We start from the raw sequence: 23586 nt of genomic DNA, 5'->3' as shown, positions 1-23586 counted from the left end.
CAGACCCTATCCCAATGGACTGTCATGATCAATCATACGCTCAAACGCAAGCTCGAATCGCGCATTCTGCCGTACGTTCAGATGCCTGCCCAATACGTGGGCGGCGAACGCAATATCGTGGTCAAGGACCATACGGGTCTGCGGGGACGACTGGCGATTGGATTTCCCGATGCCTACACGATCGGCATGAGCCATCACGGACTGCAGGTGCTCTACTCGCTGATCAATCGCCGGGAGGATTGGTGCGCTGAACGCGTATTCACACCGTGGCCCGATATGGAGGCGAAACTTCGCGAGCATGGGGTGCCGCTCTACACGCTCGAAACCTTCACGCCGCTGAGCGAGTTCGACGTGATCGGATTGTCGCTGCAATACGAAATCAGCTCACCCAACGTGTTGACCATGATCGACCTAGGAGGAATTGCCTTGCATGCCGAAGATCGCACGATGGCGGACCCGTTGCTGGTCGCCGGTGGCCCGTGCTGCCAGAACCCCGAGCCGATGGCGGATTACTTCGATGTGATGATCACCGGTGACGGAGAACCTGCATTGCCGGAGATCTGTGATGCTTGGGTGGAGCTCCGAGACGCTGCGCGCGGCGCCGACGGCAGTTTCGCCAGCGGTGCCGAGGGGCGTCGCCAACGTAGCGATGCGTTAGCAAAAATCGCCGCGAGTCTAGAGTTTGCGTATGTCCCGCGATTCTATACACCTGAGTACGTCGATGACCGCATCGCCGCAATCTCACGCACTCGCGATGACGTCCCTGAAACGATCGCCCCGAGTGTCATCTCGGATCTCGATGGCATCCCACTACCGACGGCGCCGATCGTTCCCTATGTCAAATGTGTTCACGATCGCATCGCCATCGAGATCATGCGTGGCTGTCCCCACCTCTGCCGGTTCTGCCAAAGCACCGTGATCAAACGACCGCTGCGGATTCGCGAAGTCGACACGATTGTCGACGCAGCTCTCGAGAGCTACCGAAACACGGGATACAACGAAATCAGTGTGCTGTCACTATCGAGCAGTGACTATCCGCATTTTGAACCTTTGATCCGCCGTCTCCATGACGTTTTTCGGCCGCTCGGTGTCAACATCACCGTTCCAAGTCTCCGGGTCAACGATCAGTTGCGCAGTCTACCTGAGTTGATTGGCAGCGATCGACGCCGATCCTTGACGCTGGCACCGGAAGTTGCCCGCGATGACATGCGTGAGCAGATTCGCAAAAAAATTAAGAATAGCGATCTCATCGACGGGTGTCGGGCGGCGTTTCAAAATGGATTTGAAAGCGTCAAGTTGTACTTCATGTGCGGACTGCCAGGCGAACGCCAAGTTGACTTGGACGGGATCGTCGACCTCGCCGAAGCCATCGCTACGGTTGGCAAGGAGGTTAACGGGCGCAACGCCCGAGTGACCGCGAGCGTTTCTAATTTCGTCCCCAAGGCTCACACGCCCTACCAGTGGAACGGGATGCAATCGCGAGAGTATTTTCAATGGGCACATCAGTATCTGTACAGCCGACGCCAGATCCGTAGCGTGAACATCAAGTGCCACGACATTGAAACAAGTCTGCTCGAAGGCGTGCTCAGCCGGGGCGACCGCCGCACCGGAAAAGCAATCCGATTGGCTTGGGAACGCGGTGCCCGCATGGACGGCTGGACCGAACACCTTGATCCGCAGCGTTGGTGGACCGCGATCGCCGATGCGGGACTCGATGTCGACGCCATCGTGCATCAGAAATACGAACTGCTTCACAAACTCCCCTGGGACCACGTCAACGTAAAGTTCGGTCGGGCCTACCTGGAAAAAGAACAGACCCGCGCCAATATCCAACTCGCCGACATGGCCGGAGCGGTATAAAACCTCCCTCGCCCCCCGAAACCATACGCCATGCTTTATACTCATGACGCCGGTTTCGCCTCTCTACACCATCAAAACGAAGGAATCCAAATGGGATTGTTTGACATGATTCGATCCGAGTTGATCGATATCATCGAATGGATCGACGATTCACACCACACTCTGATGTGGCGATTCCCCCGGCACGGCAACGAGATTAAGAACGGGGCTCAATTGATTGTGCGGCCCGGCCAAGTTGCCGTGTTCGTATACCAGGGCGAAATTGCGGATGTCTATCCACCCGGCCACTACGAGTTGACCACCGCCAACATGCCGGTCATGACCACACTCCAGAGCTGGAAATACGGCTTTGAGAGCCCTTTCAAGGCAGAGGTGTACTTCGTCAGCACACGGCAACTGACGGATTTGAAATGGGGCACGCCCAACCCGATTATGCTGCGTGACCCTGAATTTGGTCCCATCCGGATTCGCGCCTTCGGCACTTACACGCTCAAAGCCGTGGACCCGAAGGCGCTCCTGCAAGAGGTTGTCGGTACCAACGGCGAATTCGGCGCTGACGATGTCAACACGCTGATGCGATCGGTCATTCAAAGCACATTCGCGGATTTGATCGGTAGCTCACAAATCGCGGCCCTGGACCTGGCGAGCAATTACGAGCAACTCGCAGGCAAACTGCGCGAAAAGGTTGTCGAGCGGATTGATGATGAGTACGGGCTGGATTGCCCACAACTTTTCATCGTCAATATCTCCTTTCCTGAATCGGTCGAAAAGGCACTCGATACACGCACGAGCATGGGAGTGCTGGGCGACCTGAACCGCTACCAGCAATACCAAATGGGCCAAGCCATGACGTCGGCCGCCGAGAGCGGTGGCAGAGGTGGGGCATCGGAAGGACTCGGACTCGGACTCGGCATGGCCATGGCCAACCGCATGATGCCTGGGATGGGTGCAGCGGCTGGTTCTGCGGCTCCACCGCCACCACCCACCGACGCATGGTACGTCGCCGCAGGCGGGCAGACCAAAGGGCCGTTCACCAGCGACCAAATCCGCTCTGGAGTCACCAGCGGCGAAGTGAATGGGGAAACGATGGTCTGGTCGGCTGGAATGGCAGCCTGGTCCGCCGCGGCCACGGTCCCCGCCCTAAGCAATTTACTCAGTTCGGCCACGCCCCCCCCTCCGCCACCCGCTCCCTAGTGCGCCCCCGTGTCACCTACGCATGCCTGGCCTGCTCTTGGCGAGCACGGCAGGTGCGTGGTGGGGCCGAAGTTCTCCTGCACAGGACGCATCCACGCCAGGGTGAACGTCGGCGCTACGATGGAGTCAACGGCACGGGCCGCCCCCGCTGTCACATTCCTATTTATCCCCTCTTTGGAAAGCAGTCTACATGTCACGCACCCGATTCGTCCGAGCCTCGAAACTACTGGCTTCCCTCACACTCGCAGGGGTACTCAGCACCCCCGGGGCCCATGCCGCTGACACCGCCCCGGCGAAGTCTCCCGCTGCAGCAGCCCCATCCACTTTGGATTTTGAATATGTCGAGGGATGGGCTAAGCCGCCCGAACCCATGGCGACGCTGGGAAACATGCACGGCGACATCGCCGTCAGTCAAGCAGGTGACGTCTACGTCAGCGTGCAGGGAGGACCTCGCCCAGGCATTCAAGTGTATTCCGCGGCAGGCAGCTACCTGCGCAACGTGCCAAATTTCAAAGGCCGCGTCCATGGATTCGTCATTGGCTCTGACGACGGAGGCGAATTTATTCTGGGCACCGACAACAACGGCAAAGGAATCATCAAGACGCGACTCGATGGTGAAATCGTTTTCCAGCTCACCCCAGACGATTTCGAGGGCAAGTCAAAAACAATCACCTGTGTCGTCCCCGCACCGGACGGCCGCATTTTTGCCGCCGATGGTTACGGAAACAACTTGATCCACGTCTTGTCGGCCGACGGTGAATACCAACACAGTTTCGGCGGTCCGGAAGCCCCCTACAACTTCAAGACGGTTCACAAACTGGTCGTCGACACCCGCTTCAATCCACCTCAACTCTTGTGCTGCGACCGCGAGAACCGCCGCATGATCATGCTATCGCTCGATGGCGAGGTGCTCGGAACAATCCCTGACATGAAACGCCCTGCCGCGGTAACCCTGATGGGTGACTATGCTGTCGTCGGCGAAATCGAAGGTCGTGTGAGCGTTCTCGACAAGGCGGGCAATCGCGTACTGACGGTGGGTGAAAACACGCATGCTGATGAATTGGCCACCAATGCGATCAAACCTGAGCAATGGCGGCCAGGCACACTCAATGCGCCTCACGGAGTTGTCGTCAATGAAGATGGCAGCTTGTTTGTTGCCGAGTACAACACCTTTGGACGCGTGCTGCGATTCGATCGGATCACCGAACAGGAGTAAGCCTCCCAGGTTTTTCGGAGATACTCCAGTTCAGAGTCCGTGCAGTTTGAGCGTTGTTTGTTGGCAGACATTTCGCAGGACCTCACCCGCCCCGACATAGTTTGGGAAGGGTGAAGTCCGTTGTTCACATACAAACAATCAAAAACTGGCTTTATCCGCCGGAAGCATACTGCGTGGTGGCTGGAGTTCTTGATTCAGGCATCACCAGGTGATTGCCAGCGGAAATCACCGATCAATCTTGGACACTTGAGGCAACCATTCAGATCCGTATCACTGAGCGACCGGCAAGCCTGGCAGGGCATTCGCTTCTGCGGCCGGTTCCATGGGCGCTGCCATGCCAGGAAACGGCAGCAGTGGACGATCCTCGATCTCGTCTGGATCTTCGATGGCGGTGACCTCCACGCCCGCCAAGGCCCCTAAGATGGGCCGTTGGCTTTCCAGTGCGTCGGTCCACTTCTCGAGATCAGACAAACTTTCTTCGTTGAGCGCGGCGACGACTTCCAACATCGTTGCGACCCATTCTTGAATCACTGCCTGGTCTGCCTGGTCAACGCCCGCCATCAATCCTGATGGTTTTTCGCCAATCTTTCCCTTTGGCGACCCTGTCGCTCCGCGGAGAAGTTGTTGGAGCACCAGGCTCACCTTGCGGCGTGAGAGATTCACTTCGGGCGGTTGAGGCGGGATCTGGGGCATCATCATCATTCCTGAGCCCATCATTTCCATATCACCATATCCGCTCATCTCTCCATAGGAGCTATCCATCATGTCCATGCTCCCCATGCCTTCCATGCTGTCGTACTCCCCACCCATGCTGCCATACTCGGCATCCATTCCCGAACCACCAGCACCGCGTCCTGAGCTAGCGGCACGCTGTCGTTTAGCGCGTTCCTTAGCGGTCTCGCTTTTCTGGAGAAATGTGATCGGATTCGGGGGCTGCTGCATCGCCTTCTTTGGTGGCGTTTGGGCCGCGAAACGAGCTAATTCCGACTCGATTGCATTGAAAGCCCGCAGCGACCATTGTTTGGTAACTTCTGCGGGATCCTTCACCTTGCCCTGCAGCCCACTGTTGATTCCACCGAGCTTGGAAGCGGAATACAATGCGATCAGGTCAGGATGCGTTTCCGAGGTACTGATACTGATCAACTGGGTTCCCAGCGACTCATCGTTGGGAGCGCGGAGAATGTTCAAAATATCCACGGCAAATCGCTGCAGGTAAGCGTGCGCCTCGGGGTCCCGCGACTGCGGTGGTTCAGCGGCAAGCAGTTTATTCATTTCGTCGACGAGGGCTTTCTTTTCCTCTGCCGTCATGACTGGAAATGCAAACTGGGTGTAATGGTGTATGCCATGCAGGGCCGCTGCTCGCACGCCGTCGTTCTCTTTCTCATTCGCATACAGTTTGAACAGTATCGGATAGCTTTGCTTGAGGGGCAGCGGAGGTCGCCCATTGGCGATATCCAGCGGCGTGGCATTGAGTCGAGCCAAGGCGTTGATCGCGTTGATCCGGGCCGCTGGGATGTAATTTCCTTCCGCAATCCGTTGCATGCCGAAAAACGTGTTTATGAGCAAGGTTCGCGCCCCGGCACTGGACATCCGCTGGGCACCATCGAGATCCTTCAGCAAATCCTCGATGGTCGAGCTAACTTCCGCCAAATTCTCTTTTTGGGTGAGTTTCCACGGAATGTATTCGGTGAGATAGAACTTGGCATAGTTCGGCGCCGACTTGTCAATCTTATCGAGATCACGGGCCGTTTTCAGCTGGCTGGTCGCACGCTCCAGCTCCGCCGCTTTTTTGGGCTCCTTGAAGACTTCGTATTTCTTATCAAATTCATAGGTGTCGTATTTCTGTGCCGACGCGATCCCCGCGAGCAAACACCACGCCGCGGCGGTCAATGCCATCATCCACCACAACCGGAATGCCCAGCTACGATGAGCGCTGGCGTTCCAATCCGAATGACTACGTGTAGCAGCCACCACTCGAGGCGTCCGCGCAGCGATTGATCCAGTGGCATGTGACTCAGCGTGCTGCCCTGAGCGGAGAGCGGCGAACACGGTTGAAGACTCGTTGTGCAAAAGCAACGCAACACCTGCGAAAAGAGAGAAGGACGAAGACAACCGAGGCTGCCTGCGGTGCAGACCCATTATTCACCGAAGGATAGCCTGCCGTCAACAAAAATCGCGGTTTGGGGATGGGAAAGCCTACGAAAAAAGGCGAGGCCGACTCCGAGGAGCCGACCCCGCCTCGCACGGGGGGACGCTGGTTATCTTGTTGTCATCAGCAGGTTGTCGTTTGCGTTTCCGCCCGCGTAAGAACATCATAATTCGATCCGCGACGGCAGCGTACAAAAACCCACACCTTTTTGCGATTGGTGCTGCATGGCCACTCCCAATCGGACAGTTAGTAGCAATTGCGAGGGTTATTCGAGTCGACTCAGTCGCTTTTGATTTGAGTTTGAGCCCGCATTGTTCCGATTGATAGGATTGGAGGGGGGCCTCCGTCACGGCAGGAGTTGCGCAGGGCGTCTGACGCCGAGCGTGTCCTGGATCCAAGACAGCAACTGTGGTTGCTGCCAGCCTGCCGTGTCCATTTCAACAATCTTGAAACGGAAGTGACGGACAACATGAATCGGATGAATTGCTGGCAATCTCTCGTGGCTTGCGTGGCCTGCGTGGTCTCCACGAACATGATCGAACAAGCCCAGGCGCAGCGGCCCGTGGTGCCCGGAACGGGGGTGGAACTGACCGGCGTCGCTGACGACTTTGAAGACGCCCAGTGGCGATACATCCCAAACAATCCCAAGAGCACCGAGGATATCGACAAAAATCAACGCGGCCCCTTGGGCAAGAGCGTCAATGGTCGGTGGTATGAGGGCATCAAACGAGGTCATCCCGATGTCGTCGAACGGGTCGCGACACCACCTGGAGGCATCCCTGGTAGCACCGGATCGATGCTGCTGCGAAGCAAGTTCACCGGCATTCCGGGTCGAGCCAGCGGCACGATGCATCAAGACGATTTCATCTGCAATATCCACAATCGGCTGGGACGGCGGATCGATATCTCCGAAGCCCCCAGCGTGACGACGCGGGTCTTCCTGCCACCAGTTGCCCAGTGGGAAAACCGATCTGGACCACACTTCGGTTTCCGCTTGGGATTGGAAACCACCGCCATGATCGAACAGGAGGTAGGGATCTTTAAACGCAAAGTCGAAGAGCTCGGCAACGAGATTTACTGGCCGGGCATGTTCATCGAATTTGAAAGCAAAGATCATCCCAGCCGCGATGCCGACTATGCTTACCTACGCATTCGCAGCAATAAGAACGGAGGCGATTTCCGCGGCCCCCAGATCACCACCACCGGTTGGTGGACACTCGGCATGAGCGTCACACCCGATGGAATGGTCCACTATTATGCGTCGCCCGGCGTCGAGGAACTGACTGAAGACGACTACATCACCAGCCAATTCCCATACAACTATCGCGCCGAACGGATGCGAACGTTCTTCTACAACATCTGTAGTGCAGACGATGGCCAGCGTTGGAGTACCTCATTCATCATTGATGATCCCAAGGTGTACTTACTGCGGCCCAAAGGCGGCATCCAAACGGCAGGCCGGCCAACTCGCCAGCAGCGCTGAACGAGTTTGCGAGCACCCCTATTTGCCGAGTTGTCAGTCGCCGAATCTCTCCGCGACTCAGCAGCCAACATTCAGAAACCGGCTCTCGCACGCCGGTCCTCGGAAGTAGGTGCGATCTAAGTACGCTCACCTGCATATTCAGATCTGCGAGTCTCGGGGAGACTCGCCTACTCCACGTTTGCGATTGTCCCCAGCCCTTGATCCGTTACATTCAAGGGCATGAACGCGATCACCTCCAACGAACCGGCGACCGACTCCTCTGCTTCTGTCCCGGCGCCGCCCACGGGGCCGAGGATCATCCGGCAGCTGCCGCCGCAACTGGTTAACCAGATTGCCGCCGGCGAGGTGATTGAGCGTCCGGCCTCCGTCGTCAAGGAATTGCTCGAAAACAGCATTGACGCGGGTGCCTCGCGCGTCGAGCTGACGATCGCGGGTGGCGGCGTCGAAATGATCCGGATCAGCGATGACGGCTGCGGCATGACCGCCGATCAATTGCCATTGGCAGTGACCAGCCACGCGACCAGTAAACTTCCTGAAGACGATTCGCTGTTTCACGTTGGCACGCTGGGGTTCCGCGGGGAAGCGCTCGCGTCGATCGCCAGCGTGTCGCAGATGACCATCCGCAGTCGCGCCGAAGGCACTCCCAGCGGCAGTCAAATAGACATTCGCGGTGGTGTCATCGAGTCCCCGGGCCCCTGCGGATGTCCAGTCGGGACGACCATCGAAGTCCGCAATCTGTTCTTCAACACACCTGTGCGGCGAAAATTTCTGAAGACTCCGCAAACGGAACGCGGACACATCGTCGAAGCATTCACCCGCTTGGCACTGGCGAACCCCAAAGTTCACTTTGTGCTGCGCAACGGTGACAAGGAGATGTTCGACTTATTGCCCACGCCACGTTGGGCAGATCGGATCGAAGCTTTCTTCGGTACCGAGATTTCGGAGTCGTTGATCTTGATCGAGAGCGACGACGCTCAAGTGAAGATATTTGGCTTCGCCTGCGACCCCGCCGTCAGCCGAGGCAACAACCGTATGCAGTACCTGTTTCTCAATGGGCGGCATATCCGGGATCGGGCATTGCAACACGCGCTCGGTGAAGCTTACCGAGGACTGTTGATGGTGGGCCGTCACCCCGTCTGTTTCCTACGAATGACGATGCCGCCTGAAATGATCGATGTCAATGTGCATCCGGCGAAACTGGAGGTGCGTTTCACTGACAGTGGCCGTGTCTACAGTCGGTTACTGCAAACGCTCCGGCAAAGATTCCTATCCACCGACATGACACACCGTGTCAGTTCGGCACCGGCCCCCGAACCGGTCACCGGCGATGCTTTGCGATCGCGTGGAGAATCTGTCATGGGCATGCCAGCTCGTGAAGTGGATGGTCAGCGGCAGGCAGTCATTGATTGGGCGCGTACCGGGCGTGACGCACCGCGTGATCAATCCATCTCGACGACCACCCATCGGATCGATTCCTCTTTGTCACCGGCAACCACTGCCCATACGACAGCGCTCGGCGGTGCTCCCGAGTTCCGGCCCTTTGGCGGAGACGTACAGCACGCTCCAACGCGTGCACCTTGGGACGGGGATGAATCCACCGGCAATGCGCCCATACCTCCCGGCAGTGTTGGCGCCCAGGACAGGACTGGGGACAACGCCGAGTCTGCGTCCGGCGGCGACGCGCAACCATCGACGATGCAGTCCGTCGGCGGAGTCAGCCCGAGTGTTTGTTATCTCGGCTTCCAAGTTCACAATCGCTATTTGGTCACGCAGGACGACAAGGGAATGGTTGTCATCGACCAACACGCCTTGCATGAGCGAGTGCTCTACGAACGCGTCTGTAAAAAAGTGTTGGGCGAGAACGGGTCCTTGGAAGCCCAGCGATTGCTCGTCCCTGAGCCCGTTTCCCTAACACCCGCAGAACGCGTCGCGGCACTTGAAGTCAAAGAGACGCTTGCGCGGATCGGATTAGAAATCGAGGACTTCGGTGGTGAGACCATTCTGATCCAATCCTATCCGGCGATCATGCCGAACAAGGATCCCGCAGAGATGCTGCGAACGATTTTAGAATCGGTGATGGGCGCCGGCCGCGATCCCAATCCCTATGACTTGCTGAACCATCTGCTCAGCACGGTGGCGTGCAAGGCTGCTGTGAAAGCGGGCGACCCGCTCTCGCCAGAGGAGATCGTCAGTTTGCTCGAACAGAAAGATCTTTACCAAGACACGCACCACTGCCCGCACGGACGGCCGACGGCTTTGTTCTTCAGTCGCGACGAACTCGATCGCATGTTCGGCCGCCTCGGACCTCGCGGACGCGTGACGGTTTAAGCGTCAACCGGCGGCTCCGCCCATCGGGAGTATCCGCACCGGCGCTGTCCTTATTTTCGCACGGGGTCTGGTCGACCCGATGTCCGACCGACCCTCTCAATACTCGTGCGACGTTTCACCCGATTCAGCGACCGATACACTCGATGATCGCACGGCTTGGCGAACGGTTCGGTTCTTGATTTCGTCGGTCAACCGAGCGATCGCTTCGGCGACGGGCATGGAACCAAGGTCCCCATCGATGCGGTCACGGAGGGCCACGTGTCCGCTCTCGGCTTCCTTGGGCCCCACGACGGCCATGTAATTGACCAAGTCGAGCTGGGCATTGCGGATTTTCGCCTGCACCTTGCCGTCGTGCGAATCCACGGTGACCTTCAGTCCCGCCTCGTCAAGTTGCTTGGCAACCGCAACGGCATAGTCAAGCGACTTGTCACTCAGCGGCAGCACGCGGACCTGTTCGGGCGATAGCCACATCGGGAAAGCCCCGGCAAAATGCTCGATCAACATCCCGGTAAATCGCTCAAGCGATCCGAACGGGGCGCGGTGGATCATGACAGGTTGATGGGTCGCGTTGTCGTTGCCTTTGTACTCGAGCTTGAACCGCTGCGGCAAGTTATAGTCCAACTGCACCGTTCCGAGTTGCCACGAACGACCGATGCAGTCTCGAACCATAAAGTCAGCCTTCGGTCCGTAGAACGCGGCTTCGCCAGGCTCCTCGTTGAACTCCAAACCGGAATGCTGCAGCACACCACGCAGGGCGCTTTCAGCGTGGTCCCAATTGGCTTCGCTACCGACGTACTTGCTGCTGTCGGGATCTCGCAACGACAGCTGGACGCGGTAATCGTCCAGGCCAACCGACTCCAACACAAATTTGGTCAGTTCAATGGTAGCGCGGAACTCCTCTTCAACTTGCTCAGCGGTGCAGAAGATGTGAGCGTCATCTTGAGTCAGACCACGCACCCGCATCATGCCGTTCAGTTCGCCGGTTTGCTCGTGCCGATAAACGGTGCCGAACTCGAACAATCGCAGCGGTAGCTGGCGATAAGATCGCGGCTGGGCGGCAAAGATCTGACAGTGATGCGGGCAATTCATCGGTTTGAGCAAATATCGCTCGTGGGTGAGTTGCCAGTCATGGAGTACCTTCTGTTTGGCATCGGCAGACGCAGACGCCTTGTACTGAGGCAGTTTGACCCCGAATACCTCCGCCGCCGCCATTAACTTTTCCTCGTCATCGCCACTGAGGTTGCCCTCATTGAGCCGACTGCTCCACGCATCGAGCAGCCCACCAACTTCGGTACCGAACAACGGGGCAAACTGGCTGTCGCGATAATACGGAAAGTGGCCACTGGTCTCGTACAATTCGACGCGACCGATGTGCGGACTGTAAACGGGATCGTACCCGCGTGAGAGCAACTCCTTCCGCAGGAAATCCTCCAAAGCTACCCGCACCCGGGCCCCCTTGGGCAACCACAGACAGAGTCCTTGGCCGACCTCCGGATTGATCGCGAACAATCCGTGCTGTTTACCGAGCACACGGTGATCGCGGCGCCTGGCTTCTTCTAGTTGCTCGAGGTAGGCGGCGAGTTCCTTCTTGTCAAAAAATGCAGTGCCGTAGACCCGTTGTAACTGTCGGCCGGCCGCGTCGCCCTTCCAGTAGGCGCCCGCCACGGACAGCAGTTTGATCGCTTTGATCATCCCCGCATGCGGGATATGGGGCCCTCGGCAGAGGTCAACAAATTCACCCTGACGATAAAAGCTGACGGTGGCTTGGTCGCCCAACCCCGTATCGATGTGCTCCACCTTGAGATCTTGGTCAAGATCGTCGCAGAGTTTGCGCGCCTCGTCGCGATCAAGCACAAATCGCTCGAACGGCTCTTTTTCCTTGATGATCTTTTTGATTTCGGCTTCAATTTTAGGAAAATCATCCTCGCTGATTTTCTCGGGCAGGTCGAAGTCGTAGTAGAACCCCCCGGACGTGGTCGGCCCGAACGCCAGCGAGACGCCTTGATAGAGCCGCATGATGGCGCGCGCCATCACGTGGGCCGCCGAGTGCCGCAGCACATCGAGCGCCGACGAGTCACGCGAAGTCAGTAGTTTGAGCGCCAGCGTCCCGTCTGCGCCGGCCACCTCGCCGAGCGGACGGAATGAATCCACAATCTTGCCGTCCACCTCAGCGGCCACGACGGAGCGGGCCAAACCGTCACTGATGCCCCGGGCAATGTCCATCGCCGTGGTATCGCCAGAATGACTGTGAGTGGTGCCATCGGGCAATTGAACGTCAACGTGTTGAACCGAAGCGGTAGACATGTTTGGTAAATACGGGAAAACGTGAAAAAAGCGAGAAATCGGCAGCGATCTTGCCCCAGGATAGCGTTTTCGACCGAAAAAGAGAAACCTCGGTTCGCCCGCATTTCTGAAAGAAGTGGGTCGGTCGAAAAATGCAGGCCAGCGACTCCATTCGTGCAGGTTGAATGAGCTCTGCGCAGGGCGGACAGAGCCGAGGATCCACAATCGCGAGCGACGATCGTTGGCTGAATTTCTTCTGTGGGCGAAACCCACCCGCCCTCTGCGGTGTTACAACGCCAGCATCGATTTCCCGCCCTCGCGGAATGAAATAGTTAAAAAAATGAATAGAGAGCGCAGATCGCACCCTATTCTTCATTCGACTCTCTCGAAATCTGCATCACTTTTCCTTCTATCGCGAATTCGATTCATGTCCATCCTCTGCTCTACTAGCGTACGTCGTTTAGCCCTGATTGCGGGAGTCGCGTGTCTGTGGTCGCTGCCGGTGCACGCCCAGCGTGGCGGGGGTGATCGTGGCGGCTTTGGGGGCGATCGCGGTGGTTTCGGCGGTGACCGTGGCGGCGATCGGGGGGGTGACCGAGGCGGAGATCGTGGAGGCGGTCCGAGTGGGTTCCTGTCGCGATTAGACCGCAACGGTAACGGCATGCTCGATCCCGACGAGCAAGAGGGACCGATGCGGTCCCTTGTCGAACGCATGCAATCGGCTGACCCCAGCATCAAGCCTGGCCAACCGATCCCGCTCACGAAAATCACTGAAGCGTTCGAAAAGATGCGGAGCCAAGGCGGAGACCGTGGAGGCCGGGGGGGCGATGATCGCGGCCGCGGAGATGATCGGGGTCGCGGCGATGACCGCAGCAGCGAGAATGCGGATCCCATGGCTGTGGAGCCGCTCGTGCCAGGATTCGGTGCCGAGATCCCCGTGCTGCCAATGCTCGGATTCGGACCTTCTGCGGAAATCATGGCTGTCGCCCCCAGCGATGCGGACTTCGAAGAAGCCAGCAATAACCTGAGACGCTATGACCGAAATCGAGACGGTCAGCTCGACGGAGAAGAGATTCGGCGCGGTGGATTCTGGGGCAACCCGATGGATTTTGACCGCAACGGCGATGGCAAATTATCCGCCCAGGAACTCGCCACCCGTGAAGCCGTCGAACGCAATGGGAAAGAAGCCAGTCGCCGCGACCGCCGCGATGACTCCCGCCGACAGGAGGAGAATCCGGCCCAAACGGACATCGTCGATTTCGAAGGTCGCCGTTCCTACCGGGTGTACTCAGCGACGGCCCCCGAGGGACTGCCGCGGTTTTTCAGCGAGCGTGACCTGAACTCCGATGGCCAGGTTTCGATGAGCGAATACACGTCCGAATGGAGCGATGTGCTCGTATCCGAATTCTACGGCTGGGATGCTAATCATGACGGCGTGATCACCGCCTCGGAAGTCCTGAAAGGCGTCAACAATGGCCTCACTGCGAGCGATACTCGCTCGGGAACCGCCCCTCAAGGCGACACCCCCGGCCGCTCGACGACTTTCGCGTCGCAAAGTGGATCAGCGGCGTCCAGCGCCGCCGCCACCGAAAAGTTGGAGATGCCCAGCGAACCACCCAGCGAAAAAATTGTCTTGCTGGCAAAGAAAATGATCGCGCGTTACGACGAAAATGGCGACTTTGCACTCACCGCCAGTGAATGGAGCAAGATGATGATGAGTCCCGCCGGTGCCGATTTCGACGGCGACGGCCGGATTACCGTGCAAGAATACGCTGGATTCCTGTCAGCTAAGTCCCAGCGGCTCAAGTAGGGCTCAAAGCCGGCCGCACCGCAGCCAGCGGCTGTGAATCAGTTCGCCGCGACCGGTTGGCTGGAATCACGAAAGCGATCCTGAACGGCTATGCCGCGATAGATGCGCGTATCAACGGCTGATCGAGACGGAAAAAGACCACACCGGGGCGTCGCTCTGCGGGCGTGGATGAGGTGCGTACCAGACCGGCACACCGAGCTCACGGGACAGCGGAAAGTCAAACAAAGGTTGATGCACCAGCTCGCGACAGCGATCCTCTAACAACAGCTGACGGTCAGTCCCGTCGCTACCTGATGCTTGAGGACCGGCATGGTTCGCCGCCAATGAACCCAATAAACACGTCCACAGGATAATCGCCACGACTTTGGTCCCGGTTGAGTGAGTTTCCGATCGGTTTTCAAGCAGGTCTACCAGAGACATGCGGAGCGGGACAAGATCAGCCCGTTAAAAGAGTTCGATCGGGTCACCAGCATGAGCGGTGCCTTGATAGCCAAGCAGAGCATTGAGCAGCTCGATCGCGACACGAGACTCGAGCGTTACCCCGGCACGGACGCCGACACAGGGATCGTGGCGACCTTTGGCGAGTTCGAATTCGATCTCGCGCAAGTCCTTTGTCACGGATTGCTGCGGGAGGTTGATTGTCGATGTGGGTTTGAAGCCCACGCGGGCGACGACGGGGTTGCCCGTCGTGATCCCGCCGAGCAGCCCACCATGGGTGTTGCCCTGATATCCACTGTGCCGGATCGGGTCATTGTTGACGCTACCGGTCCGCTCGATGACATCCACGCCGGCGCCAATCTCACACGACTGAACGGCATTGAGCCCGCCGAGCGCGCCCATTAAACGGACCTTGAGACTTTGATACAGGGGACTGCCGAGGAGCGGCGGCACGCCGACAGCAACGACTTCCACCGCGGCCCCGAGCGAATCCCCGCGACGACGAGTTTCTTTGATCAGTTCGCCTGCAGCGGAGGCAAACTCCATGTCGATCGATGGGATCTCAGCGGCGTCGAGTTGGCTCTGCGTTGCGTCCGCATTCTGCAGAGTGAGCGATGCGGCCAGTCGCTCGGACGCCAGCAACGATCCCACCTGGCAGATCGACGAAAGAATGCGGACTCCAAAGAGTTGCTGCAACACGATGCGCGCCACACTGCCACCGATCACGTCACTGATCGTACTGCGATAGCTCGACCGCCCGCCGCCTCGCACATCGACAAATCCTTGCGACTGGTGGTATTTCACGAGGTCGGTATGGCCGGGCCGAACCTCCCCGCCCGGACCTGTGAACTGGGTGTAATCGCCAGACTTTTTACTGGTCGACAGCACGATGGCGGCAATCGGTTCGCCGGTGGTGAACCCGTCTTCATAGCCCTCGGTTTCAAACGAGGCGCCGTCCACGGCGACCGATAATTTTGAACCGCCGAGCAGCGTATTGACGTCATCCTGATACAACCCCGACAAAAAAACGACTTTGTCTTTTTCGTTTCGCGGCGTGCCGTGCTTATTGCCGCCAGGTCGGCGGCGATCTAAGTATGGCTGCACATCCGCGCGACCAATGCGGTGTCCGGGCGGGCAGCCGTGGATGATCGTCGTGATGGCGGGCCCATGAGACTCGCCCGCGCCAGCAACCGCGTAGTGCGGGCCGCCTAGGACTTCCATTGCAGCCCGGCTCCGGCCAGACGCTTGGCGGTCTCGGCCATCAAGGCATCCTCCGCCGCTTCGTCTTCGGCCATGTACGTGACGCTGAATCGAAGGAACGAACCGGCATCGTCCCAGGGCACGGTCACGATGCCGAGCTCTTCGATCAGGAATCGCGTCGCATCCTCAGCGGCCGCAAACGTTTCACCCGAGGCGGTCGCCGTTGGTGATGTCGTGTACAAGAAGTACGTACCACCAGGCATCGAGGCCTCGAAGCCAGCGTCGTTCAAGACCGCGACAAGCTTTTCCATCCGGCGGCGATACTTGGCACGAATGGCCGTGGGAATCGAATCGTCATCAAGTGCAGCGGCAGCGGCTTTCTGTGTCGCGATGAACTGCCCGCTGTCGCTGTTGTCCTTCACATCGGCGAAGGCTTGAACGACGAGTGGGTGCCCAGCTACAAATCCCATCCGCCAGCCAATCATGTCGTAGCCCTTACTCATCGAGTGGACTTCGACTCCGACATCGAGCGCACCCGGTGTCTCCAGGAAACTGTATGGTTTGCCATCAAACGTCAGCATGATGTGCGCGGCATCATTGACGACGACAAATTCCTTTTCCTTGGCCAGTTCGACTACCTTGGCGAAGAACTCCGCCGGAGCGGTACCCCCAGTTGGCGAGTTGGGGTAATTCAAAATCATCAACTTCGTACGGCGATAGATATCGTCGGGGATCGCATCGAGATCGGGCAGAAAGTTGTTCTCAGCGAGCAGAGGTAGCTTGTAGACATCGCCGCCGTAGTAGCGAGTATGTGTGCCGGCAACGGGATAACCGGGAACGGTCATCATCGTGATGTCACCGGGATTGATGAAACAGGCAGGCAGCATCGCGTAGGCCGGCTTGCTGCCGATGCAGTGGTTGATCTGGGTAGTGGGATCGAGCTGGACACCAAAGTTGCGCTGCATGAACCTCGCAGCTGCCTGTTTGTACTCGGCGACGCCATTATCAGCGTAGCCGCGATTTTCCAGGCGGTTGATCTCCTGCCCCATCGTCTGACGGACGCTTTCGGGGGCCATCGAATCGTTCTCGCCAATACCGAAATCGAGCAATTGCCGATCGGGATGATCCGCAAGAGCTTTACGCTTGGCACGCTTGATCTTCTCGAATTTGTAAATCTCTGTTCCCTTGCCGTACTTCGCCCCACCGATTCGCTCCGCGAATAGGGATTGGATGTAGGGATCGTTCGTTTCAGGCTGAGTTGCGGCAGCAGTCGACATGGGCAGAGGAAAGTTGCAAGAGGGGAAAGTGGGGAGTTCGACGGGTAATAGTTGTAGTCGGGAGCGGGAAATTCGTCGAGGGTGACGCCAGGCAAACGAGCACACGCTACAATTCGCAGCAGGATTTCTACGCCGCCAAGAATCAAGCAGCCACCAGCTACACTCCGAATCGATCTGATGACGCCTCCCCCCTCCGAGCCGCACACTCGCATCGATGACCGTGCTAAAGATGCCGCACGACATCAGGCGGCAATGGACGAGGTCCAGGGCCAGTACGAGGAACTCGCGGAGCTGGCGGGGTCGTTGGCCCATGAAATCAAAAATCCGCTCTCGATCATTCACATGAATATCGAGCTGCTGAGCGAGGATCTCGTTGAAATCGACACCGCAGCGAGCCGTCGCTGTCTGCCTCGTGTCGACATGGTCCGTGATCAGTGTGAGCGGATGGAAGCGTTATTGCGAGATTTCCTCCGCTACGCCCGGTTGCGGCACATCGATCTCGTCTCAGGCAGCTTGAATGACCAAGTGCGACAGGTTCTCGGTGCCTATCAGGCCCAAGCGGACGCGCAGAAAGTGGATCTACAACAGTATCTCGATCCCGATCTTCCCTCGATCCGCCTGCACAGTGATTCATTGCAGTCCGCACTGATGAATTTGGTCAAGAATGCGCTGGAGGCGATGCCAGACGGCGGTCAATTGTGGGCTCGAACGTACAGCAATCGCAGCGGCGTGAGCTTGGACTTGATCGATACGGGCGGCGGAGTCGACGACAATACCGTGATGCACATGTTCGAGCCATTCTATAGCACCAAGGATGGTGGCTCGGGCCTAGGCCTGCCGACAGCCCGAAAGATTATCGAGGCTCACGGTGGCCGCATCAGCGTGCAAAGCGAAGTCAATCGAGGCACGAAGTTCTCCCTTCAGTTCCCAGTTCCACCACGACTGGGATAGCAGTTCCGCCACGGCTGGGATATCGAGATCGAAAGCTCGTTTTTCACGCAGCCAACGGCCGCTGGCATGTGAAGTTTCAGGACTTGCCAAACCAGGATTAATTGCTGCCGGATAGCTCGACGGTATTAACCCAAGCGGAAAAATCGGCACATAATTGCGGTTGATTCCCGTCACGCGTCGATTCTACAAGGAATACTTCTCTGGCCGCTCATATTCGCCTCCTGTGGTAGACCTAAAATGACATCGTATCCTCTGACTTGGTTTGGCTCCGGCCGCGGTTGTCGTCTCGGCACGGTCGTCGCGATTCTGACGTGCCTTGCCTGTGGACCAGCTACTCAAGTTCAAGCGCAAAACAACACCCAGCGAGGGGCCACGCTGGGTGGACTCACGGGCGCAATTGCCGGGGCAATCATTGGCGAAAACAGTGACAAAGCCGGTGCCGGCGCCGCGATCGGTGGTGCCGTGGGAATCGTTGCCGGTGGATTGCTGGGTAATGCCAACGATAAAGATGTCGCCTATCGAAACCAACAGTATGCCCAGCAGCGACAATACCAAGTCCAGCAGCAGATGACCGCCACCACCTACGCTCCCCAACAGGTGCCCACTGGCGCGGTAAGCTACAGCGATGTGATTGCGATGAGCCGCAGTGGCGTGAGCCAGAACGTGATTTTGAATCAGATTTCTACCCGGGGAGTCCAGCGCCAGCCAGCCGTCTCCGACATCATCTCGCTGCACGAACAAGGTGTCAGTGAAACCGTCATTTCGGCAATGCAGCAAGCTCCCCTGGGAAGCCAAATCGCTGGGGCCAACGCAGTTCCCACGACCACCATCGTCGAGACACCTGTTTACGTGACTCCTCCACCGCAGCCTATTCACGTTCATCATCGGCACTACGGACCCGTGTATCGAGCCCGACCCCGCTACTACGGGCACTGAATCAAGTAACTCGCGGGTAATTCCGATTTTCATCCACGATCGGGCTTTACCTGGATTCACTCAGAGCGATAAATTGTGTCGTGAAACCCGCTTCGGCGGGTGATCGACCTGCGGGCTGCCTTATGAAAAGGCGGGCTGTATCGATCGGGACTGCAAGGGCTGTCTTTGCCTGTCCCAATCATTCAACACAGCAAAGGATTGTGCCATGAGTGGCGCTGTGATGCTTTTGATGGCTGCGACCGTCGGGATCACCTATGGGTGGACGCCTGATAATGGGAACGGCGTGAAGTACATCATTCAGATTCCACCTGAAAAGATGGAGCAGGTAGCGCGCACGGGGGAAATTTCCAGCCAAATCCCGGCCGAGGTTCGAGGCCACGTCAGTGAGGTGGTGATCCGGGTGGGAAATGGCAATGTGCCACGCATCACGCCTGACTACCTGTCTCGTCGAGACGTCGAAACAGGCACTTTCAACGCCGTTGCTGCGGCCGATCAAATCCCGATGCCGATCCCGTCAATGGGCGACCCCACCGACCTGCGCCCCATCGGAGTGAGCGCATCGGCCCCCACAGCAATGATGAAGCCAGCTCCCCAAAGCGGCGGCATGAATATGCCCGGTGGCTTCGGCATGACACCAGCATCGAGCAGTGCTCCTCCCAACACCGGATATGGCAGCTCAGGGTACGGCACGAGCGGTTACGGCAGCGCGCCTCCTCCGAGCACGGGGTTCAACAACAGCAGTCTAGAGCAGGCCGCCCGTGAGGCGGCCAATAACGTCGCCCAACAGTTCAACGCGACCACCGAAGCCAGCCGGCAACAAATCCAGCAAAACCTCAACGCCGGCGTTGAGCGGATGGGCGATGCAGCGAACTCACAATTCCAGTCTGCCACCAACGGCATTCAGGACGCTGCCAAAGGATTGATGTATGGCCCGGTCCTGCCACCCAACAACGCCGACGATCCGAGAAATCGTTTGACGCAGAGCAGCACGTCAGCACTGCCTCCGACCCCAGCGTCCAATGGCCCATCGACGGCGCCCTACGCATCGACCAACAGTTTTGGCAGTGCCCCGCCCAGTTCATCACCCTCGGCGGCGACAGGAGGCTCCGCCGGCTATGGAGCGGCACCGACCTCATCAAGCTCTCTGCCACCGAACATGGCGGCCTCGACGTCGTCGACCAACTCTTACAGTGGCCCTGCGTCGACACCACCTTTGAACGCAACGACCCGCGACGAAGATTGGTACGCCTTGAATGGGTCGCGCGGTCGCCCCTCCACGAGCCCCGCCTCAAGTTCAGCAAGCGCGTTCGCCGGCGGCAATTTCGGCCAGCTACCTGCCGGGCTGCAATCGGCAGTCAACTCGTCGACGAGTCGCCCCAATCCACCGAGTGCCAACGGCGGATACAGCTCATCTGCCTACGCCGACGACACTCGACAAACCACCGCATCGAGCAGCGAACTCGATTACGACCCCAACCTCAGCGCCGCCCAGGCTTCACGATTGCCCAAGAACGGCTACAGCTATGACGCCGAGGGCTACCCGGTCGATCGGCAGGGTTATCGCTTGGACCAATATGGACGACGCGTTGATCGACAGGGGCATTTGATTAAGGCGGTGGATTCGATCGCCGAATCCAACACACCTCCAGGAAGCCTCCGCGATGGCGTGCAGAAAAACACTGGTTTCGCCGGCGGCCCGTTCGCTGACAACCGGCCTGCCGGGAGTCATTCGACAACACCGCTCGTACAACCACCTCGCGATCGGTTGTCCGATGCCAGCTCCGAGCGGGATCGCTACCCCAGAAATACGGACGCCCGAAACCCCGACTCGCACCTTGCAGGGCTCAATGGCGGAATGAGCGGTGGCATCAACGGCGCCCCACGCAATGCGGAAACCGGAAGCCGGATCGAGGGACGATCACGGGGCGGCGAAGATGACCTCGACTCGTCCTCGGATGGGGCACTGGGCCGGGGCCGGTTCGGCGACCAGACGACCTCCGCAGGTTCAGGAGCAGGCGAATTCGATGGCGAACTCAAGCAAGTCGCTGCCCAGCCAATCTTCAATGCGTTGTTACTGCTCTCTGTCGTCGGCAACCTGTATCTGTTGTATTGGCTAAAAAATCTGCGTGTCCAATTTCGCGAGATGGTCGCTGCGAAGCGAGCCTCGGTGAGCGGCGGATCGCTCGCTGGCGGCGTCTAAACCAGCGACTGGTGATTTGTGGCTAGCGACTCGCGTCCGGCGGCCAATAGGTTAACGGTGCGTGTTTGAGAGCGGCCTACCCTCCAGCTGCAGGCCACGTCCCACCCACCGAAGGCAGCGCCATACGTTAGCGATTTGCCAAGCGATCGCCGCGACCGTCGCTACTGTTGGACATGCTACCCTAGCCGAATTGGGCCTCCAACGGATATCCTCTGCGAGGTCGGCCAAACGCCGTTTTCCACACGCCTGCTCACTTCTGCCCCCGCAAGCCATGTCTGCTTCCGAGTCTCCCATACGTCTAGCCATCGGGGGCGACCACGCCGGTTTCCCACTCAAAGAGCAGGTTATCAAACATTTTGGCGGACAGGTCAGCGATCTCATTGACTGTGGCACACACGATGTCGAACCCTGCGATTACCCCGATTTCGCCGTTGAAGTGGCTGAACGGATCATCAGCGGCCAAGCCGATCGCGGACTTTTAATCTGCGGCAGCGGGGTCGGGGTCAGTGTCGCGGCGAACAAAATCACTGGCATCCGCGCCGCGATCTGCCACGACACCTATTCCGCTCACCAGGGTGTCGAGCACGACGACATGAACGTCTTGTGCATCGGCGGACGCATTATCGGCAGCGAATTGGCATTCGAGATCATCCAATCGTTCCTAGCTGCCCGCTACACCCCTGCCGAACGACATGCACGACGACTGCAGAAAATTCTGGCCCTCGAAGCCGACTGACCTGCTGCGGGACTACTCGCTGCCGACGTGCTGCCGTATAACTGGCTGTTGATCTAAACGACTTTGAACGCCTTGGTGAACCACCTGCTGTCGGCCATCGTGCACCGACGCCTGACCGCTCCCGGTTGCGTCCAGGCTCTCTCTCGATCGACAGCCCAATCCACAAAGTCGCTCCCTTCGCCCCTCGAAACTGAGTTCGAACACCATGACGCAAATTCTGGCCGCCCGTGCGGGCGAAATCACTCCTGAAATGGAATTCGTTGCTGAGCGTGAATCACTTGCTCCGGAATTAATCCGCGATGAAGTTGCGGCGGGACGGATGGTCATTCCAGCGAACAAGGTTCACGCCGCCGGTGCCCTCCAACCGATGGCGATCGGGATCGCGGCAAAGTGCAAGATCAACGCCAATATCGGCAACAGCGCCGTTACGAGTAACGCTGGCGAAGAGCTCGAGAAACTACACACCGCGGTTCACTTCGGTGCCGACACGGTAATGGATCTGTCGACGGGCAAAGACATTGACAACATCCGTCGCCAGATCATCGAGAAGAGCCCGGTGCCAATCGGGACCGTACCGATTTATCAAATGCTCGAAGAACTCGGTGGCAACATCGAGGACATGACCGCGCAGCACTTCCTCGACATGGTGGAGCATCAGGCCAAACAGGGCGTCGACTACATGACGATCCACTGCGGTGTCAAACTCGAGCACCTGCATCTGACGGTCAACCGTGTCACCGGGATCGTGAGCCGTGGTGGGTCGCTGATCGCCAAATGGATGATGGCACACAACAAACAGAATCCTCTGTTGGAAGCGTTTGACGATCTCTGTGACATCATGCGCGAGTACGACGTGACGTGGTCACTCGGCGACGGCCTGCGACCTGGCAGCATTGCCGACGCCTCCGATGCGGCCCAGTTCGCCGAACTCGACGTGCTCGGCGATTGCACACGTCGCGGTTGGGAAAAAGGGACCCAGGTCATGGTCGAAGGCCCCGGCCACATTCCGCTTGACCAGATCCAAATGAATGTCGAGCGCCAGATTGAAGTCTGCGACGGTGCCCCGTTCTACGTCCTCGGACCACTCGTCACCGACATCGCGCCCGGTTACGACCACATCACCAGCTGCATCGGTGCTGCCAATGCTGGCATGCACGGCGCCGCCATGCTGTGCTACGTCACTCCCAAAGAACACCTCGGCCTGCCCAATGAGGAAGACGTCAAACAGGGTGTGATCGCTTATAAAATCTCCGCTCACGCAGCTGACGTGGCACGCGGGCGAGTGGGTGCCCAAGACCGCGACGATGCGCTCTCGCGAGCCCGCTTCGCATTCGATTGGAAAGAACAATTCCGGTTGTCACTCGATCCCGAAACCGCTCAGCGCTACCACGACGAGACGCTCCCACAGGACACCTTCAAGAGCGCTCACTTCTGCAGCATGTGTGGCCCGAAGTACTGCTCGATGAAGATTACCGAAGACATTCGACAGATGGCCAAGGATAAACAGCTCGTCGAAATTAAATAA

General features: G+C 58.3%; 16 protein-coding genes. 11 read left to right on the top strand and 5 right to left on the bottom strand.

Annotation, left to right across the window (positions count from 1 at the left end):
* The first annotated feature begins 24 nt into the window (after positions 1 to 24).
* The 3 genes from Poly21_RS20230 (at position 25) to Poly21_RS20220 (ending at position 4270) form a co-directional block, all read left to right on the top strand.
* Positions 25 to 1860 carry a TIGR03960 family B12-binding radical SAM protein gene (locus tag Poly21_RS20230; protein WP_146408898.1) on the top strand — a complete coding sequence of 612 codons (1836 nt, stop codon included), beginning with the start codon at positions 25 to 27 and terminating at the stop codon, positions 1858 to 1860.
* Between the two features lie 30 nt (positions 1861 to 1890).
* A complete protein-coding gene (locus Poly21_RS20225; RefSeq protein WP_302119861.1) occupies positions 1891 to 3054 on the top strand; it encodes an SPFH domain-containing protein in 1164 nt (387 codons plus the stop codon).
* A 190-nt stretch (positions 3055 to 3244) separates the two neighbouring features.
* Entirely contained in the window at positions 3245 to 4270 is a 1026-nt protein-coding gene (locus tag Poly21_RS20220; RefSeq protein ID WP_146408897.1) for an NHL repeat-containing protein, read from the top strand.
* A 270-nt stretch (positions 4271 to 4540) separates the two neighbouring features.
* On the opposite strand, the gene Poly21_RS20215 is transcribed toward Poly21_RS20220, so the two are convergent.
* The gene (locus Poly21_RS20215) at positions 4541 to 6241 is read right to left on the bottom strand and encodes a hypothetical protein (RefSeq protein WP_302119859.1); all 1701 of its coding nucleotides are present in this window, start codon (positions 6239 to 6241) and stop codon (positions 4541 to 4543) included.
* A 647-nt stretch (positions 6242 to 6888) separates the two neighbouring features.
* Here Poly21_RS20215 and Poly21_RS20210 point away from each other — a divergent pair.
* Together Poly21_RS20210 and mutL are read left to right on the top strand one after the other, a co-directional pair.
* Positions 6889 to 7902: a hypothetical protein gene (locus Poly21_RS20210; protein ID WP_302119857.1), complete on the top strand. Its 1014-nt coding sequence runs from the start codon at positions 6889 to 6891 to the stop codon at positions 7900 to 7902.
* Positions 7903 to 8121: 219 nt separating this feature from the next.
* A complete protein-coding gene (mutL, locus tag Poly21_RS20205; RefSeq protein WP_146408895.1) occupies positions 8122 to 10230 on the top strand; it encodes a DNA mismatch repair endonuclease MutL in 2109 nt (702 codons plus the stop codon).
* A 96-nt stretch (positions 10231 to 10326) separates the two neighbouring features.
* Here the strand turns inward: mutL and thrS are convergent, their stop codons facing one another.
* Positions 10327 to 12534 (bottom strand): threonine--tRNA ligase, encoded by a 2208-nt coding sequence (gene thrS, locus Poly21_RS20200; protein WP_146408894.1) that lies wholly within the window; start codon positions 12532 to 12534, stop codon positions 10327 to 10329.
* Positions 12535 to 12940: 406 nt separating this feature from the next.
* Between thrS and Poly21_RS20195 the strand changes: the two genes are divergently transcribed.
* Positions 12941 to 14323, top strand: coding sequence for an EF-hand domain-containing protein (locus Poly21_RS20195; protein WP_146408893.1), 1383 nt, complete (start codon positions 12941 to 12943; stop codon positions 14321 to 14323).
* 111 nt (positions 14324 to 14434) lie between these two features.
* Here Poly21_RS20195 and Poly21_RS27770 read toward each other — a convergent pair whose 3' ends face one another.
* Genes Poly21_RS27770 through Poly21_RS20185 form a run of 3 tightly spaced genes read right to left on the bottom strand, consistent with a single transcriptional unit; the run spans position 14435 to position 17238 of the window.
* Positions 14435 to 14743 (bottom strand): hypothetical protein, encoded by a 309-nt coding sequence (locus tag Poly21_RS27770; protein WP_302119854.1) that lies wholly within the window; start codon positions 14741 to 14743, stop codon positions 14435 to 14437.
* Positions 14744 to 14767: 24 nt separating this feature from the next.
* Positions 14768 to 15982 carry a chorismate synthase gene (locus tag Poly21_RS20190; protein WP_146408892.1) on the bottom strand — a complete coding sequence of 405 codons (1215 nt, stop codon included), beginning with the start codon at positions 15980 to 15982 and terminating at the stop codon, positions 14768 to 14770.
* The gene (locus Poly21_RS20185) at positions 15970 to 17238 is read right to left on the bottom strand and encodes an LL-diaminopimelate aminotransferase (RefSeq protein WP_146408891.1); all 1269 of its coding nucleotides are present in this window, start codon (positions 17236 to 17238) and stop codon (positions 15970 to 15972) included. Before Poly21_RS20185 ends, Poly21_RS20190 begins: the two co-directional genes overlap by 13 nt.
* A gap of 177 nt (positions 17239 to 17415) precedes the next feature.
* Between Poly21_RS20185 and Poly21_RS20180 the strand changes: the two genes are divergently transcribed.
* The 5 genes from Poly21_RS20180 to thiC all read left to right on the top strand — a co-directional run bounded on the left by Poly21_RS20180 (position 17416) and on the right by thiC (position 23586).
* Positions 17416 to 18189: a sensor histidine kinase gene (locus Poly21_RS20180; RefSeq protein ID WP_146408890.1), complete on the top strand. Its 774-nt coding sequence runs from the start codon at positions 17416 to 17418 to the stop codon at positions 18187 to 18189.
* A 237-nt stretch (positions 18190 to 18426) separates the two neighbouring features.
* Positions 18427 to 19125, top strand: coding sequence for a YMGG-like glycine zipper-containing protein (locus Poly21_RS20175; RefSeq protein ID WP_146408889.1), 699 nt, complete (start codon positions 18427 to 18429; stop codon positions 19123 to 19125).
* Positions 19126 to 19330: 205 nt separating this feature from the next.
* Positions 19331 to 21325 (top strand): mu-protocadherin, encoded by a 1995-nt coding sequence (locus Poly21_RS20170; RefSeq protein ID WP_146408888.1) that lies wholly within the window; start codon positions 19331 to 19333, stop codon positions 21323 to 21325.
* A 271-nt stretch (positions 21326 to 21596) separates the two neighbouring features.
* Positions 21597 to 22061 carry a ribose 5-phosphate isomerase B gene (rpiB, locus tag Poly21_RS20165; protein WP_146408887.1) on the top strand — a complete coding sequence of 155 codons (465 nt, stop codon included), beginning with the start codon at positions 21597 to 21599 and terminating at the stop codon, positions 22059 to 22061.
* 190 nt (positions 22062 to 22251) lie between these two features.
* The gene (thiC, locus tag Poly21_RS20160) at positions 22252 to 23586 is read left to right on the top strand and encodes a phosphomethylpyrimidine synthase ThiC (RefSeq protein ID WP_302120328.1); all 1335 of its coding nucleotides are present in this window, start codon (positions 22252 to 22254) and stop codon (positions 23584 to 23586) included.

Source organism: Allorhodopirellula heiligendammensis (genome assembly GCF_007860105.1).
Classification (GTDB): domain Bacteria; phylum Planctomycetota; class Planctomycetia; order Pirellulales; family Pirellulaceae; genus Rhodopirellula; species Rhodopirellula heiligendammensis.
This window is presented reverse-complemented; position numbering and strand designations above follow the sequence as displayed.